A 16,662-nucleotide genomic window follows, 5' to 3' on the forward strand; every position below is an offset into this window, starting at 1 on the left:
TGAAGAGGCCTTACCCCGCCTTGCGCGATCGCGCGCTAGACCGGTGCGCCTTCTTGGCGGGACGGCGATGCGCAGCCGGCCGGCGGGCGCTTGAGCCTGAGCGCCTGGCGCCACCTTTCCGGTCCTTCAGGCTCTGCTTCAGCGCGTCCATCAGGCTCACCACATTGCTCGGCTTCTCCTCGCGCGCCGCGGCCTTGATCGGCTTGCCGGCGGCCTTGCGGCGGACCAGCGCCTTCAGCGCGGTCTCGTACTCGTCCTTGAATTTCGACGGGTCGAAATGCGCGGCCTTGCTGTCGAGGATGTGACCGGCCAGTTCGATCATGTCTTTGGTCACCTTCGGGCTCTTGATATCGTCGAAATAATCGTCGGCATCGCGTACCTCGTAGGGGTAGCGCAAGGTGGTGCCGAGCATGCCTTTGTCGAGCGGCTCGATCGCGATCACGTGCTCGCGGTTGGTCAGCACGATGCGCGCCAGCGCGACGCGGTCCTGGTCCTTCATGGCGTCGCGGATCACAGCGAACGCGTCGACGCCGGCCTTGCCGTCGGGCCTGATGTAATAGGGATGGTCGAGATAGCGCTTGTCGATCTCGCCCTCGGGCACGAAGCTGTCGATGTCGATGGTGTGGTTGCTCTCGATCTGCACCGCCTCGAGCTCGTCCTTCTCGATCTCGACATATTTGCCCTTGCTGACCTCGTAGCCGCGGCCCTTCTGGTCGCCGTCGACGACGTCGCCCGTCTCGCTATCGACCATCTGCTGCTTCAGCCGGTTGCCGGTCTCGCGGTTGATCATGTGAAAGCGGGTTTTCTCGACCGTGGTGGAGGCCGGATAGAGCGCCACGGGGCACGACACCAGCGAGAGTTTGAGCGTGCCTTTCCAGTAGGCGCGGGGAGCGGCCATGATCGCCTCCAAACAGCTTGAGTTTGGAACTTGAACGGATACCGTAGGTTTTGGTTCCTGAAGGCCGCGCAGAGGCGGCGGCCACCGTTTGCGCCGAGGCGTGGACGTATAGCTGAGAAATCACGTGCCGCTGAGAAACCTCACCACCTATCGCAAGAAGCGCGACTTCGAGAAGACCGATGAGCCGTCGGGCGACGTCAAGGTCGCCCCCGGCCAGCAGCGGCGCTTCGTCATCCAGAAGCACGACGCGACGCGGCTGCATTATGATTTAAGGCTGGAGTTCGACGGCGTCTTCAAGTCCTGGGCGGTGACGCGCGGGCCGTCGCTCGATCCGCATGACAAGCGGCTGGCGGTCGAGGTCGAGGATCATCCGCTCGACTATGGCGATTTCGAAGGCACCATTCCGGAAGGCCAGTATGGCGGCGGCACGGTGCAGCTCTGGGATCGCGGCACCTGGGAATCGGACGATCCCGAGCGCGGCTTCAAGAAAGGCGATCTGAAGTTCACGCTGCATGGCGACAAGCTGCACGGCAGCTGGGTGCTGGTGCGGATGAAGAACGACCGCTTCGGCGGCAAGCGCACCAACTGGCTGCTGATCAAGCACCGCGACGAATATGCCGTCGATGGCAACGGCGAGGCGGTCCTCGACGAGGACCGCTCGGTCGCCTCCGGCCGCTCGATGGCAGAGATCGCGGCCGGCAAGGGTCGGGCGCCGAAGCCGTTCATGCTGGCCAAGGGGACCAGCAAGGGCAATGGCAAGGCCAAGGCCGATGCGGTCTGGCAGTCCAACCATGGCATGGCGGCGGACGCGCGCGCCAGGACCAAGGCGCCGGCGCCCAAGCAGAAATTAAAGGGACAATTGAAGGCGCCGCGGAAGGCGAAGGCCAAGCAAGTGACGGAGATGCCGGATTTCGTCGCGCCGCAGCTCTGCACCGCGGTCGAGAGCCCGCCCAGTGGCGCAGGTTGGTGCCATGAGATCAAGTTCGACGGTTATCGCGTGCAGCTCCGTGTGGAGGGTGGCGAGGCCGTGCTGAAAACCCGCAAGGCGCTCGACTGGACCGACAAATTTGGCGCGATCGCCAAGGAAGCCGGCAGGCTGCCGGACGTGCTGATCGATGGCGAGATCGTCGCACTGGACAAGAACGGAACGCCGGATTTTTCCGCGCTGCAGGCGGCGCTATCGGACGGCAAAACAGACCAGCTGGTTTTCTATGCGTTCGACCTGCTGTTTGCCGGTACCGAGGATCTGCGTCCGCGGCCGCTCAGCGAGCGCAAGGCGCGGCTGAAGAAGGTGCTCGGGGCGCGCAAGGGCAAGAACCCCTTGATCCGCTATGTCGAGCATTTCGAGGAGAGCGGCGAGGCCGTGCTGGAGTCCGTGCGCAAGCTCGGGCTGGAAGGCATCGTCTCCAAGCGTCTGGACAGGCCATACCGATCGGGCCGATCCGATGACTGGACAAAGGCGAAGGTTCGTGCCGGCCACGAGGTGGTCCTCGGCGGCTGGAAGACCACCAATGGCAAATTCCGCTCGCTGATGGCCGGTGTCTATCGTGATGGCCACCTGGCGTTTGTCGGCATCGTCGGCACCGGCTTCGGCCAGGACACCGTCCGTCGCATCATGCCGGCGCTGAAAGCGGCGGCATCCGACACCAGCCCGTTCGGCGGCAAGGACGCGCCGAAGAAGACCCGCGACGTGCACTGGCTAAAGCCTGAGCTGGTCGCCGAGATCGAGTTCGCCGGTTGGACCGATGCCGGCAATATCCGCCAGGCAGCGTTCAAGGGCCTGCGTCAGGACAAGCCGGCGCATGAAGTCGAGGCCGAGCGGCCGGTGGCAACCAAAGTGGTGAAGCCGATGGCGAAAGCAAAATCCGGCGAGGTCATGGGCGTCGCCATCTCGCATCCCGACAAAGCCTTGTGGCCCGACGCCGGCGACGGCAAGCCGGTGACCAAGCTCGACCTCGCCAACTATTTCGAGGCGGTCGGTGCGTGGATGATCTCCTACCTCAAGGGCCGGCCGTGCTCGATCGTGCGCGCGCCCGACGGCATCAAGGGCGAGACGTTCTTCCAGCGCCACGCGATGGCCGGCACATCGAAGCTCCTCAAGCTCGCCAAGGTCTCCGGCGACCGCAAGCCCTATCTGCAGATCGACCAGGTCGAGGGCCTCGCGGCGGTCGCGCAGCTCGGCGGCCTCGAGCTGCATCCCTGGAATTGCGCGCCCGATGCCTATGACACGCCGGGCCGGCTGGTGTTCGATCTCGATCCCGCACCCGACGTCGCGTTCTCCGACGTGGTCGATGCCGCCAAGGACATGCGCCAGCGGCTTACCGCGGTCGGCCTCGAGAGCTTCTGCAAGACGACCGGCGGCAAGGGCCTCCATGTCGTGGCGCCACTGCTCGCAGGCGCCAAGGACAAGGTGACGTGGAAGGAAGCCAAGGCGTTCGCGCAAGGCATCTGCAAATGGATGGCGCAGGACGAACCCGAGCGCTATCTGATCAACATGTCGAAGGCCAAGCGCACCGGAAAGATCTTCCTCGACTATCTGCGCAACGACCGGCTTTCGACCGCGGTCGCGGTGCTGTCGCCGCGGGCGCGGCCGGGCGCCACGGTGTCGATGCCGCTGACCTGGACCCAGGTGCGCGGCGACCTCGATCCGAAGAAATACACGGTAAGGACCGTGCCGGCGCTGCTCGCCAGGAGCAAGGCGTGGAACGGCTATGAGGATGCGGCGTCGTCGATCAAGGCGGCGATGAAGAAGCTCGGGGCGCACTAGCAAAGGTTTAAGCAAGCTTGTGCCGCTGGCGTAGTCGTCCTACCCGCTCGAAGGCAAGGTATCGAGTGCGCCGCGGCTTATCGGCTTAATCGCCAGCGCCTCTTCAAAACTGGTTCACCCGCGAAAGCTTTCGCGGGTGACGATAGTCATTGATATGACACGGCGCGCCGGGGGGGCGCTACAATCGTCCCAGCAGCAGCAGGATCAGCAGGATCACGATCACCAAGCCGAGACCGCCCCCGCCATAGTAACCGGTGCCGTAGAACGGTCCGCCGCCGATGCCGCTGAAGCCGCCAAGCAGCGCAATGACCAGAATGATAAGAATGATCGTTCCAATTGACATGTCAGTCCTCCTCAGCCCCGCGGGCTCGTCGTCGCTGCCCGTCGGGAAGGAAACAACCTGCAACTATGAAGGTTCCGGTTTGAGCGGTGCGATAAAACTGTGCGATCTTCCATTTGCTTTGGAACAGAACTACATCAACGGAAACCATGGAGGAGTGCACTGCGATGTCGGCTCCGCTGATCGTCTCGATCCCCCACAGCCTCGGCCGCGACGAGGCCATGCGCCGCCTGAAAACAGGCCTGTCGCGCGCAGCGGCGAACGTGCCGGTCATGAGCGTCGACGAGGAGCGCTGGGAGAATAACCGCATGAACTTCCGCGTCCGTGCGCTGGGCCAGGTCGCGGCCGGACATCTCGATGTCGAGGACACCCATGTGCGGCTTGAGGTGACACTGCCGTGGCTGTTGCAACGGTTCGCCGAGGTCGCGCAGGTCGCGATTCAGAAGAGCGGGCAGCTGCTGCTGACCAAGCGCTGATGCGCGGCGCTAAAGCGCGATGAGATTGAGTTGAATCGTCATCGCGCTTTGGCTCCTTGTTTGAGCATGATCTTGTCGGAAAACCGCTTCACACTTTTCCGGATCATGCTCTAGCCATGCGCGCGTGCGCGTTTTGGGGCTTGCTTCGTTCCAGCCGCGGCCTTCGCCTTCAGCACCGTAACCGGCAGTTTTGCGAACAACGTCGAGAGCTGAACGTTGTTGCCGTCGCCGCCGGGGAGCGCATATCCAGCCACGTCGATCTCGCCTTCAAAGGCCTCAGCGCGCGGCCAGCTGCGTCCACCTTGCGTGAGCGGGGCAAATGATTTCGCCACCGCGACGATGACCGCATCGCGGCCATGGCGCCGTGCAAAGGCGATGACATGATCGCGATGCGCGCCGCTGACCGCGAGCGGCTGGTAGTCGCCGCTGGTGAAAACCTCGGGCAGCTCGTTGCGCAGCCGTAGCAGATGCCGCGTCCATGCGAACTTCAGGCGGCCGTCGCGCCAACTTTCCGCCAGTGCATCCCAATCCGAGGCCTCCAGTGCCGCGAGCAGGTCAGCGCGTGCGGCAAAGTCGACCGGACGGCGGTTGTCAGGGTCGACGAGCGATAGATCCCAGCTTTCGGTGCCTTGGTAGAAATCCGGCACGCCCGGCATCGTCGCCTTCAGGGTGATCTGGCTCAGCGAATTCAACGCGCCGATCAGCGCGGTGCGCTGCGCCAGCGCCTCCAGCGCATCGAGGAATTCAGGCGAGGCCCTGCGATCGAGGATCCGCGCGATGAAGGTCTTCACGCCGGCTTCATACGGTTCGTGCGGATTGAGCCAGCTGGTCTCCTGCTTGCCCTCGCGCGCGGCCTTCAGGGCATAGGCCTGGATGCGGCCGACCAGCGACGGGTCGTCCGGGTCCCAGGCGCCGAGCAGGGCCTGATAGAGCATGTATTCGAACGTCGCCGATGGAGCCCGCATCTCGCCGTCGAGCACCAGATGCGGCGCGTTGAGCACCTTCCAGCGCGCTACCGCGCTGGTCCATTCGCCGGGAATTTCGGCGAGCGCCATGATGCGGGCGCGGGCGTCCTCGCCGCGCTTGGTGTCATGGGTCGCGGTCGCCGTCATGCCGTGCGGCCATTCGCGGGCGCGGGTCTGCATTATGGCGTGGAAGGTCTCGGGCGCGATTGAGCCGGCGGCCGGATCGCCACCGACCTCGTTGAGCGCGAGCAGGCGGTGGTAGCGATAGAACGTGGTGTCCTCCAGCGACTTCGCCATCATCGGCCCGGTGAATTGCTGCACCTTCAGCGCGAAGCGGCGCACCCGCGGCGCGCTGTGCGGCGGCCGGCCGGGTTTCAGGAGATCCATGGTCAGGGCATCGCGCAGGAAGTCGAAGATGCCTTCGTCCGCGGCGTACCAGTCGGCGCGGGCGCGCTCGATGGTCGCGCTGATCAGCGCGCGGTCATGTGCGGTCGGGCCGGAGGCGGTAAGATAAGTGCGATAGACCGGGAAGTGCAGCACGTAGAGCTCGAGCGCCTGCCGCAGGCTGTCGGCGGAGAAGTCGCGGGTCGAATAGTGCCCGCTGGCGATGCGCGCGACGAGCCGCGCCAGCACGGTGAATTCGCTGGTCAGCAAGGTCTCCAGCACGCGGCGCTTAGCCGCGCGCAGCACCGGCATCAGGTTCGGCGACTGGTTGCTGATCTGGCGCCAGATCTCGTTGAGCGGCTCGAGGCCGGTGCCATCGACCAACACCTGGCTGATCGTGTTCATCCATTCGTAGCCGGTAGTGCCGTGCACGCCGGCAAACTTCGTCAGCTTCTCATCCTCGCCGAGGATCTTCTCGATCACCATGTAGAACGGCTTGGCCTTGCCGCCCTGCGCAGAGCGGATCAGGCGGCGCAGCCGCTGGAAATATTGCGCGGGATCGCGCAGGCCGTCGATATGGTCGAGCCGCAGGCCTTGCAGCCGGTCCTCCGCGATCAGCCGCTTGACGAGGCTGTGGCTCGCCTCGAACGTGGCAGCGTCCTCGACCCTGAGGCCGGCCAGCGTGTTGACGTCGAAGAAGCGGCGATAGTTGATGTCGCTGGAGGCAAGCCGCCAGTGGCCGAGCTTGTAGTGCTGGCGTTCCAGCAGATGATGCAGCGCCAGCGTCTGGGTAGGCCGGTCCTCGGCGGCGCGATAGGCGTCCAGCCCGCGCGCGATGATCCCGGCACCGCCTTCGATCGCCTGGATCGCGGCCTTCAGGGCCGGTGCTTCCCTGCGGTTCGGGTGGCGCAGCCCGCGATATCTGGCGGCGAGCTCGAGCAGCGCGCGGCCGGCCGGGCTGTCCTCGGCGCCGGCCTCGCGGACGATGGTCCGCAGCACCTCGCCATAGCGCTCCGGCGCGATCGGCAGGCGGTGCTCGAAGTACCAGGCGGAGAAGCTGCCTTCGGTCGCTTCGTAGCGCAGTGCGATCTCGCCGCGCTCCAGCGCCTGACCATAGGACGAGCCGAGGATCGGCAGCAGCACGCCGCCGCGCGCACGATACGGCAGCTGGTCCCAGTCGATGTCGAAGGAGACCGCGTGCGGCGAGGCCGGTCCCCATTCCAGCACGTCGAGCCACCATGGATTGTCGGCAAAGTGCACGCCGACATGGTTCGGCACGAAATCCAGGATCAGGCCGAGGTCGTTCTGCTTCAGCGCGTCGCTGAGCCGCGCAAAGCCGTTTTCGCCGCCGAGTTCCGGATTGAACTCGGTGTGGTCGACCACGTCATAGCCATGTGTCGACCCTTTCCGCGCCTTCATGAAAGGCGACGCATAGACATGGCTGATGCCGAGCGCCTTCAGATACGGCGCCACCGCGGCGGCGGCATCGAAGTCGAAATCGGCGGTGAGTTGCAGTCGGTAGGTCGCGATCGGGATCGCCGGAGGCATTGTGCTATCCGATGTGCCAGCGCACCGCCCAGCCAGGGAGGTCGCCGGACAACGCGCCGCCCCAGATCACAGTTCCCTTCGGCCCCGCAACGCCGGCGATGGCCCGATCCGACAGATTGGCTGTGAGCCACAGCGTGCGGCCATCGCTCATCTGCCAATGCGCGGTCAGGAGATCGCCGGTGACGCGGTCGCCGCCGAAGCGCGCCCCAATGAGCCGCGGCGTGATCTCGCGCCGGCGCACGGCGAGCAGGTCGCGCACCAGCTTTAGGCGCGCACGGGCGGGATCGTGGCCAAGCGCCGCCCAGTCGAGCGCAGCCGATCGCACCGTCGCCTCGGCCAGCGGGTCGGGAATGTCGTCGCCGTATTTGGCATAGGCCCAGGCGAACTCCTTGCGCCGGCCCGCGCGGACGGCATTGGCGAGGTCGCCCTTGAAATCGCAGAAGAACGGGAACGGCGTCGTCGCGCCCCATTCCTCGCCCATGAACAGCATCGGCGTGTTGGGCGCGATCAGCGTGACAGCCAGCGCCGCCTCGATCGCCTCTGGCCTTGCGATGCTTTCGAGCCGATCACCGAGCGGCCGGTTGCCGATCTGGTCGTGGTTCTGCAGGAAGTTGATGAAGCAGGTCGGCGACAGCATACCGCTCGTTTCGCCGCGCGCCTTGCCGCCCCAGAACTCGGATACTTCGCCCTGGTAGACGTATCCGGACGACAGCGCGCGTGCGAGGTGCTGCTTCGGCGTCCGGTAGTCGCCATAGTAGCCCTGGCTTTCTCCGGTCAGCAGCACGTGCCAGGCGTGATGATAGTCGTCGTTCCACTGGCCGCGGAACTTGCCGTCCGGCGGATCCTCGGCGGCATCGAGCAGGCTTGCGATGTTGTCGCCGTTCTCGAGCACGAGGTTGATCTGCCGCCCGGTCTCGGTGGCGAGCTGGCCTGCGGCCTTGCTGAAGTCATGCAGGATCGATACTTCGCCGGCTTCGACGATGGTGTTGACCGCGTCGAAGCGCAGTCCGTCGAAGCGATAGTCGCGCAGCCAGCTCACGACGCTGCCGATCGCGAACGCGCGCACCTCGGGTACGCGATAATCGATGGCGCTGCCCCACGGCGTATGCGCGTCGCTGAAGAAGGCGGGCGCATAGCGGCCGAGATAATTCCCCTCGGGCCCGAAATGGTTGTAGACGACGTCGAGCATCACCATCAGCCCGCGCAGATGCGCCTCGTCGATCAGGGTCTTGAGGTCCTCGGGGCGGCCGTAGGTACTGTCGGGCGCGTACCACAGCACGCCGTCATAGCCCCAGTTGCGCTTGCCTGCGAAATCCGCCAGCGGCATCAGCTCGAGCGCGGTGATGCCGGTTGCGACGAGATGATCGAGCTTGTCGATCATGGCAAGATAAGTGCCCTCCCGCGTGAAGGTGCCGACATGGGCCTCGAGAATGACCGCCTCATGCCAGGGGCGGCCGCGCCATTCCGTTGCGCGCCATTTGAAGGCTGAGTGATCGATCACCTCGCTTGGGCCGAACACGTCGTCCGGCTGGAACGCGGAGGCCGGATCGGGCACATCGACCTCGTCATCGATGCGGAATTTGTAGCGCGTGCCGGCGCGCGCGCCCGGGATCTCGGCGACGTACCAGCCGGCGGCATCGCGCGTGAGTGGATGCGGTTTATCGAGCAGGAGATCGACGCGTTTGGCCGCCGGCGCCCAGAGCCGCAAGCGCGTGCCATCAGGTGTCAGCTCAGGGCCGAAATGCCGTGCGCTCATGGGGAGCCTGCAAATGCCAGCACCGAGCGCGGCGGTGCCGTCATGTCGGCGCCGGCTGCGAATTGCTCGGCCGTTTGCTCTGCCTTGGTCGTGTTCAAGACCTGCTGCCAACTCTTGTATTCCGCCATCCTCGGCATCCTGAACACGATCTCCTGCGGCGCGGCATTCAGCACAATAAAGATCGGCGCGTGCCCTTGTTCCATCGGTCCCAGCACGTAGGCGAGGAACCGGCTCTCCGGGAATTTCCAGTCGGACTCCGTCATTTCCTCGGCAGCCGGCGTTAGCCAGAGCACGCCATAGCTGCCGTCGGTGCGGCGGCCGTCCAGCCAGCGCTGGCAGCGGATCTGGCTGAAGCGCTGGCGCAGCGCGGTGAGGTGGCCGATGAAGGCGATGGCGTCGTCGTCGGTGCCGAGATTCTCCCAGCCGATCCAGCCGGTCTCATTGTCCTGGCAATAGGCGTTGTTGTTGCCGCCTTGCGTGTTGGCGACCTCGTCGCCGGCGAGGATCAGCGGCGTGCCCTGCGCCAGCAGCAGGCAGGCCAGCGCATTCTTCCTGAGCTGGCGGCGCAGCGCGATGATCGCGGGATCGTCGGTCGGGCCTTCATGGCCGCAATTGTTGCTGTGGTTGTCGTTGGAACCGTCGCGATTGTCCTCGCCATTGGCCTCATTGTGCTTCTCGTTGTAGCTGAAGAGGTCGGCGAGCGTGAAGCCGTCATGCACCGTGATGTGGTTGATGCTGGCGCGGGTCGCGCGGTTGTCGTGGTGAAACAGGTCGGAGGACGCGGTCATGCGGCCCGAGATGTCGCCGATCAAGCTGCCTTCGCCGCTCCAGTAGCGCCGCATCGCGCTGCGGTAGCGGTCGTTCCACTCCGACCATTGCGACGGAAAGCCGCCGACCTGGTAGCCGCCGAGACCCAGGTCCCAGGGCTCGGCGACCATCTTCACGGTTGCCAGCACCGGGTCCTGGCGGATCGCGGCGAGGAAGGGATGGTTGCGCTCGAAGCCGTTCGGGCCGCGCGCCAGGGTCGTGGCGAGATCGAAGCGGAAGCCGTCGACATGGCAGACCTCGACCCAGTAGCGCAGCGAATCCATCACCATCTGCAGCACGCGCGGATGGGTGAGGTTGACCGAGCTGCCGCAGCCGGTGAAGTCGTCGTAGAAGCGCGGGTTCTCGCGGTTCAGCCAGTAGTAGGAGGCATTGTCGATGCCGCGGAAGCACAGCGTCGGGCCCATGTGGTTGCCCTCGGCGGTGTGGTTGTAGACCACGTCGAGCAGAACCTCGATGCCGGCATCGTGCAGCCGCGCCACCGTGGTGCGGAACGAATCCAGCGCATTGTCCTGGGCGTAGCGCGCCTCCGGCGCGAAGAACGCGATGGTGTTGTAGCCCCAGTAATTCGACAGCTTCTTCTCGACCAGCACGCGGTCGTCGATCAGGCCGTGGATCGGCAGCAGTTCGATGGTGGTGACGCCGAGCCGCTTGAGGTGATCGATGATCGCCGGCGACGACAGGCCGCCATAGGTGCCGCGCAAATTCGGCGGCACGTCCTCGCGCTTCTGCGTCAGGCCCTTGACGTGGGCCTCGTAGATGATGGTGTCTTCCCAGGGAATCTGCGGGCGGATCTCGCGGCGGCCCCAGTTGAAGCTCTCGTCGACCACCACAGCCTTCGGCATGCCGCGGGCATTGTCGCGCCGGTCGAACGAGAGGTCCTCGCGGGCGCTGCCGGTGCGGTAGGCAAAATGCGCATCGCTCCACACCAGCCGGCCGGCGAGCCGCCTGGCATAGGGATCGAGCAGCAGCTTGTTGGCGTTGAAGCGGTGGCCACGCTCCGGCGCGTACGGCCCGTAGACGCGGTAACCGTAAAGCTGGCCCGGCGAGACGTCGTTGAGATAGCAGTGCCAGACGTCCTCGGTGCGCTCCGGCATCTCGATCCGCTCGAGCTCGCGGCGGCCCTGGCCGTCGAACAGGCACAGCTCGACCTTCTCCGCATTCGCCGAGAACAGCGCAAAATTGGTGCCTCTGCCGTCCCAGCTTGCACCGAGCCGTGCGGACGTTCCCCCAGTCAGTCGCATGAGTCAGCTTTCCGGTACGAGGAAGATCGCAGCCAGCGGCGGAATGGTCAGGCTCAACTCGGGCGCGGTACCTTCCGAAGCGCGGACCTCGCCGATATTGCCGACATTGGTGCCGCCGTAATGGGAGGAATCCGAGTTGAACACCTCGTGCCACTTGCCCGCGAACGGCACCCGGACGCGATAGTTGCGGTAGACGTTGGGCGAGAAGTTCAGGACCACGAGGCAGCGGGCGCGCGCGTCATTGCCCTTGCGGATCCAGCCGAACATGTTGTTATTGGCATCGTCGGTGATGACCCATTCGAAGCCGGCCTGGTCGCAGTCGAGCTCATGCAGCGCCGGCAGTGCGCGATAGAGCCGGTTGAGGTCGCGGACCAATTTCTGGATGCCGCTGTGCCTCGGCTGCTGCAGCAGATGCCAATCGATCGAATAGTCGTGATTCCACTCGCGCTCCTGGCCGAACTCGCAGCCCATGAACATCAGCTTCTTGCCGGGATGGCCGAACATGAAGCTGTAATAGGCGCGCAGATTGGCGAAGCGCTGCCAGTCGTCGCCGGGCATGCGGCCGAGGATCGAGCGCTTGCCGTGCACGACCTCGTCGTGGGACAGCGGCAGGATGAAGTTCTCCGAGAAGGCGTAGTGCAGGCCGAACAGGATGTCGCCGTGATGGAATTTGCGGTGGATGGGATCCTTGCCGATGTATTTCAGCGTGTCGTGCATCCAGCCCATGTTCCACTTGTAGCCGAAGCCGAGCCCGCCATATTCGACCGGACGCGACACCTGCGGCCACGCGGTGGATTCTTCGGCCGCCGTCGTCGCCTGCGGGAAGCGCGCGAACAGCTCGGTATTGAAACGGCGCAGGAAGTCGATCGCCTCGATGTTTTCCCGCCCGCCATATTTGTTCGGGATCCAGCCCCCGGCGGGGCGGCTGTAGTCGAGATAGAGCATGGAGGCGACGGCATCGACGCGCAGCCCGTCGATGCCGTAGCGATCGAGCCAGAACAGCGCGTTCGACACCAGGAAGTTGGTGACCTCGGTGCGCCCGTAATTGTAGATCAGCGTCCCCCAGTCGAGGTGCCGGCCCTGCAACGGATTGGCGTGCTCGTAGAGCGCGGTGCCGTCGAAATTGCCGAGTCCGTGCGGATCGTCTGGGAAGTGTCCGGGGACCCAGTCGAGCATCACCGCGAGGCCTGCGCCGTGGCAGGCGTCGATCAGCGCGGCGAAATCATCCGGCGAGCCGAACCGGCTGGTCGGGGCGAACATGCCGGTCGGCTGATAGCCCCAGGAGCCGTCGAACGGATGCTCTGATATGGGCAGGAATTCGACATGGGTGAAGCCCATGTCGCTGGCATAGGCGGGAAGCTGCTCCGCCATCTCGCGATAGGTCAGCCACTCATTGCGGCCCTTGCGCCGCCACGAGCCGAGATGGACCTCGTAGATCGACATCGGCGAGCTCAGCGCGTTGACGCGATCGGGCGCCGGGCGCGGATGCGGGATCTTGCGCTCGTCGATCACGATCGAGGCGGTCTTCGGGCGCACCTCGGCGGCGAACGCCAGCGGATCGGACTTCAGCGGCAGATGCTGGCCGTTGCGCCCGATGATCTCGAACTTGTAGTGGTCGCCGACGCGTGCGCGCGGGATGAACAGCTCCCAATAGCCCGGGCCGCGCACCCGCATCGGATGCCGCCTACCGTCCCAGAAATTGAAGTCGCCGACCACGCTGACCCGCCGCGCATTCGGCGCCAGCACCACGAAGCCGATGCCGTCGACGCCGTCGAGCGTCATCGGATGGGCGCCGAGCGTGTCGTAGATGCGCTGATGCGTGCCTTCGCCGAGCAGATAGAGATCGAAATCGCTCAGGATCGGCGGAAAGCGGTAGGCGTCCTCCAGTTCGACGATGTTGTCGCCGAAGCGGGCGCGGAGCTGGTAGCGCGTCGAGCCGTTCGGCAGGGGACCTGCGAACAGGCCCGCGTCATGGATCCGCGCCAGCGGTGCCGTTTCGCCATGTTCGCCGATCGCCTCGACATTGGTTGCATCCGGCAGGAAGGCGCGCACGACCTTGCGATCCCCCTCGGCGTGGAGCCCGAGATAGTGGAACGGATCGGAATGGCGGCCCTCGATGATGGCATAGGCCTCGGCGGGCAGTTTGTTCATGCAACCTCATGCGGCTGTTGCGCCAGGATCCTCAGCAGGCCGGCGAGCGGCACCCGCAGCCAATCCGGCCGGTTGGCCAGCTCATACTCGATCTCGTAGAAGGCTTTCTCAAGCAGGAAAAAGTTGAGCAGGCGATCGGCTGCCCTGGCCTCAGTGGGCCACAGGCGTTGCCCGGCCATGGTCTCGCGGTAGGCGGCCAGCAGGGCGTCCGTCGCCTGGTCGCGCCATTCGGCCAAAGCAAGGCTCACCCTGCCGCTCTCGTCGGGAGCGACCTTGAGCGCGCGTTCCAGCGCTGCGATCGCGGCATAGTCGATCGAGCGAATCAGGCCGGCGACGTCGCGCGCCGGCGGTGCCTTGCGGCGCCGCTCGGCGATGGTGCGGCCCGGTCCGCCGTCGAAATCGATGATGAAAACGTCGTCCTTGACCACCAGCAGCTGGCCGAGATGCAGGTCGCCATGATGGCGGATGCTCAGCCCGTCGGTCTCGCGCGGCAACAGCGCCTTGAGCCGCTCCGGCAGCACGTCGTGCTGAGCCTGCAACTGATCGGCCAGCACCCGGTCGGCCTCCTTCAGAGAGCCGCGCCGCTGCTTCAGCGTGTCGAACACGCGCTCGGCGCGCGCCATGATCTCGTCGTTCCAGCGCTGCAGGTCCTCGGGCCTGGTCGGCTCGGGCGCGAAGTCCGCCAGGTCGCGGTTGCTGGCGAGCGCGATGTGCAGCTCGGCGAGACGCTTTCCGCTGTGCGACAGGTGACGCAGATAAGTGGCCTGATCGCCGTCCTCCTCCGGATGTTCGCTCGCCGCCAGCAGACGTTGCCGCTCGACCAGGCGGTCGAGGTGCGCGGCGCCGACGTTCCAGAGGTCGCCCTGGTTGACCACCATCGCGTGCAGCACCGCGATCGCGCTGCGATTGTCGCCGTCCACCAGTTCGGACGTGCCGAGCAACGCCGGCGTGTTGGGGAAATTGACCACTTCGGTGAGGAAGCGGCCCATCTCGATCTCCGGATTGATGCCGACCTCGAGCTTCCGGTAGATCTTGGTGACATACTCGTTGTCGACCAGCGCGGTCGAGTGCGGCTGATCGTTCTCGAACACGCGGATCCGCTCCGGCTGCCGCACCGGGCGGTCGGAGAAGCGGCTGGTCGGCCGGAATTCGAGCTTCAGGCCCTGCTCGCCCTCGTCGACGGTGAGGTTTTCCCGCAAATTGCGCAGGAACAGGCCGGTGAAGATCTGGTCGGTGGCGACATCGAGCAGCGTGCCCTCGCGCGCGCCCTGACGAACCGCAGCAAAGGCGCGCGGGTTGTAGCGCTCGCGATCGAAGCGCACCCATTCGATCTGCATCGGCAGCACGTAGCGGCTGGTGGTGCCGCGCTCGGTGGTTTCGAAGAAGATCAGCCAGGGCCGGTTGTCGCCGATGTCGCAGAACGGGATCGCGGCGACCAGCGTCGGCTGGATCGCCTTCGCGGAATGCTCCGGGTACCAGCGCGTGCGCGCGAGATGGCCGGGCAGCACTTCGTGCTCGAACACGCCGCGCTCCCGCGCCAGCGAGGTCCAGGTCGAATTGAGCGGCACCACCAGGGTCTCGAATTCCGGCACCGCCCGCGGCTTCACCGGCTCGGACTTGTCGCGCTCCTGCAGCTGGAACCAATAGAAGCCGTAAGGCGCCAGCGTGATCATGTACGGCAGCTCGCCGATTGCCGGGAAGCGCGTACGCCCGAGCATCTCGAGCGGAATGCGGTCCTTGAAGGCGGAGAGGTCGAGCTCGGTCGCCTGCGCCGAGCGCGACAGGTTGGCGACGCACAGGATGACCTCGCCCTGGTACTGCCTGACATAGGCAAGCACCGAGCGGTTCTCGGGGCGGATGAAGGTCATTGTGCCGCGCCCGAAGGCAAGCGTCGACTTGCGCACCGCGATCAGCCGCTTGGTCGCCGACAGCAGCGACGACAGGCTGCGCGATTGCGCCTCGACATTGACGGCCTCATAGCCATAGACCGGGTCCATGATCATCGGCGCATAGAGCCGCGCCGGGTCGGCGCGCGAGAAGCCGCCGTTGCGGTCCGGCGACCATTGCATCGGGGTCCGCACGCCGTTGCGGTCGCCGAGATAGATGTTGTCGCCCATCCCGATCTCGTCGCCGTAATAGATGATCGGCGTGCCGGGGAACGACAGCAACAGCGAGTTCATCAGCTCGATCTTGCGTCGGTCGTTGTCCATCAGCGGCGCAAGGCGACGGCGAATGCCGACATTGATGCGGGCGCGCGGGTCGTTGGCGTAGGTCGACCACAGATAGTCGCGCTCGACGTCGGTGACCATTTCCAGGGTCAGCTCGTCGTGATTGCGCAGGAACAGCGCCCACTGGCACGCCGACGGGATGTCGGGCGTCTGCCTCAGGATGTCGGTGATCGGAAAGCGGTCTTCCTGCGCGATCGCCATGTAGATGCGCGGCATCAACGGGAAATGATAGGCCATGTGGCATTCGTCGCCATGGCCGAAATATTCCTGCACGTCCTCCGGCCATTGATTGGCCTCGGCCAGCAGGATCTTGCCCTTGGCATAGGCGTCGAGCTCCTGGCGCAGCCGCTTGATGATGGCATGCGTCTCCGGCAGGTTCTCGTTGTTGGTGCCGTCGCGCTCGCACAGATAGGGAATGGCGTCGAGCCGGAAGCCGTCGACGCCGGTGTCGAGCCAGCGCTTCATCACCTGCACGATGGCGCGCACCACGCGCGGATTGTCGAAATTCAAGTCCGGCTGGTGCGAGAAGAAGCGGTGCCAGTAGAACTGGCCGGCCTCCGGATCCCAGGTCCAGTTCGACTTTTCGGTGTCGGTGAAGATGATGCGGGTATCGAGGTATTTCTGGTCGGTGTCGCTCCAGACGTACCAGCTGCGCGCGCTCGAATTCGGCGGGCTGCGGCGCGCGCGCTTGAACCAGGCGTGCTGGTCCGACGTGTGGTTGACGACGAGCTCGGTGATGACGCGCAGGCCGCGCCGCTTGGCCTCCTGGATGAAGCGCTTGAAGTCCTTCATCGTCCCGAAATCGGGATTGATGTCGCCATAGTCCGCGATGTCGTAGCCGTCGTCGCGGCCGGGCGAGGGGTAGAACGGCAGCAGCCACAGCGCGGTGACGCCGAGCTCCTGCAGATAGCCGAGCTTCTCCGTCAGACCTGTGAAGTCGCCGATGCCGTCATTGTTGCTGTCGGCGAATGCCTTGACGTGCAGCTGGTAGATGATCGCGTCCTTGTACCACAGCTGGTCCGCGGTCTCGGTCGCGACCTTCACGTCGGTGTTGACGGAGGAGAATACGTTCATGAGGGC

The 16,662-nt window shown here is 65.3% G+C and carries 9 protein-coding genes; 2 read left to right on the plus strand and 7 right to left on the minus strand.

What is annotated here, in order from left to right; genetic code table 11:
- Positions 1 to 10 precede the first annotated feature (10 nt).
- Positions 11 to 898, minus strand: a complete 888-nt coding sequence (ku, locus tag ACVISU_RS31080) for a non-homologous end joining protein Ku (protein ID WP_456709483.1) — start codon at positions 896 to 898, stop codon at positions 11 to 13.
- A 124-nt stretch (positions 899 to 1,022) separates the two neighbouring features.
- Here ku and ligD point away from each other — a divergent pair, with 124 nt between their 5' ends.
- Positions 1,023 to 3,665, plus strand: a complete 2,643-nt coding sequence (gene ligD, locus ACVISU_RS31085) for a DNA ligase D (RefSeq protein WP_456709484.1) — start codon at positions 1,023 to 1,025, stop codon at positions 3,663 to 3,665.
- 178 nt (positions 3,666 to 3,843) lie between these two features.
- Here the strand turns inward: ligD and ACVISU_RS31090 are convergent, their stop codons facing one another.
- Positions 3,844 to 4,008 (minus strand): DUF3309 family protein, encoded by a 165-nt coding sequence (locus ACVISU_RS31090; protein WP_021080901.1) that lies wholly within the window; start codon positions 4,006 to 4,008, stop codon positions 3,844 to 3,846.
- Between the two features lie 164 nt (positions 4,009 to 4,172).
- Between ACVISU_RS31090 and ACVISU_RS31095 the strand changes: the two genes are divergently transcribed.
- Complete coding sequence (locus ACVISU_RS31095) at positions 4,173 to 4,481, plus strand: polyhydroxyalkanoic acid system family protein (RefSeq protein ID WP_456709485.1); 309 nt, start codon at positions 4,173 to 4,175, stop codon at positions 4,479 to 4,481.
- A gap of 110 nt (positions 4,482 to 4,591) precedes the next feature.
- Here ACVISU_RS31095 and treY read toward each other — a convergent pair whose 3' ends face one another.
- The 5 genes from treY to treS are packed head-to-tail and all read right to left on the minus strand — an operon-like array spanning position 4,592 to position 16,656.
- On the minus strand, positions 4,592 to 7,378 hold the full coding sequence (gene treY / locus ACVISU_RS31100) for a malto-oligosyltrehalose synthase (protein ID WP_456709486.1): 2,787 nt from the start codon (positions 7,376 to 7,378) through the stop codon (positions 4,592 to 4,594).
- A 4-nt stretch (positions 7,379 to 7,382) separates the two neighbouring features.
- Entirely contained in the window at positions 7,383 to 9,134 is a 1,752-nt protein-coding gene (gene treZ, locus ACVISU_RS31105; RefSeq protein WP_456709487.1) for a malto-oligosyltrehalose trehalohydrolase, read from the minus strand.
- The gene (gene glgX / locus ACVISU_RS31110; protein WP_050402076.1) at positions 9,131 to 11,203 is read right to left on the minus strand and encodes a glycogen debranching protein GlgX; all 2,073 of its coding nucleotides are present in this window, start codon (positions 11,201 to 11,203) and stop codon (positions 9,131 to 9,133) included. The genes treZ and glgX overlap by 4 nt, the downstream gene beginning before the upstream one ends.
- A 3-nt stretch (positions 11,204 to 11,206) precedes the next feature.
- Positions 11,207 to 13,354, minus strand: coding sequence for a 1,4-alpha-glucan branching protein GlgB (gene glgB, locus ACVISU_RS31115; protein WP_456709488.1), 2,148 nt, complete (start codon positions 13,352 to 13,354; stop codon positions 11,207 to 11,209).
- On the minus strand, positions 13,351 to 16,656 hold the full coding sequence (gene treS, locus ACVISU_RS31120) for a maltose alpha-D-glucosyltransferase (protein ID WP_050402078.1): 3,306 nt from the start codon (positions 16,654 to 16,656) through the stop codon (positions 13,351 to 13,353). Before treS ends, glgB begins: the two co-directional genes overlap by 4 nt.
- Positions 16,657 to 16,662 lie beyond the last annotated feature (6 nt).

The organism is Bradyrhizobium sp. USDA 4452 (genome assembly GCF_054063575.1).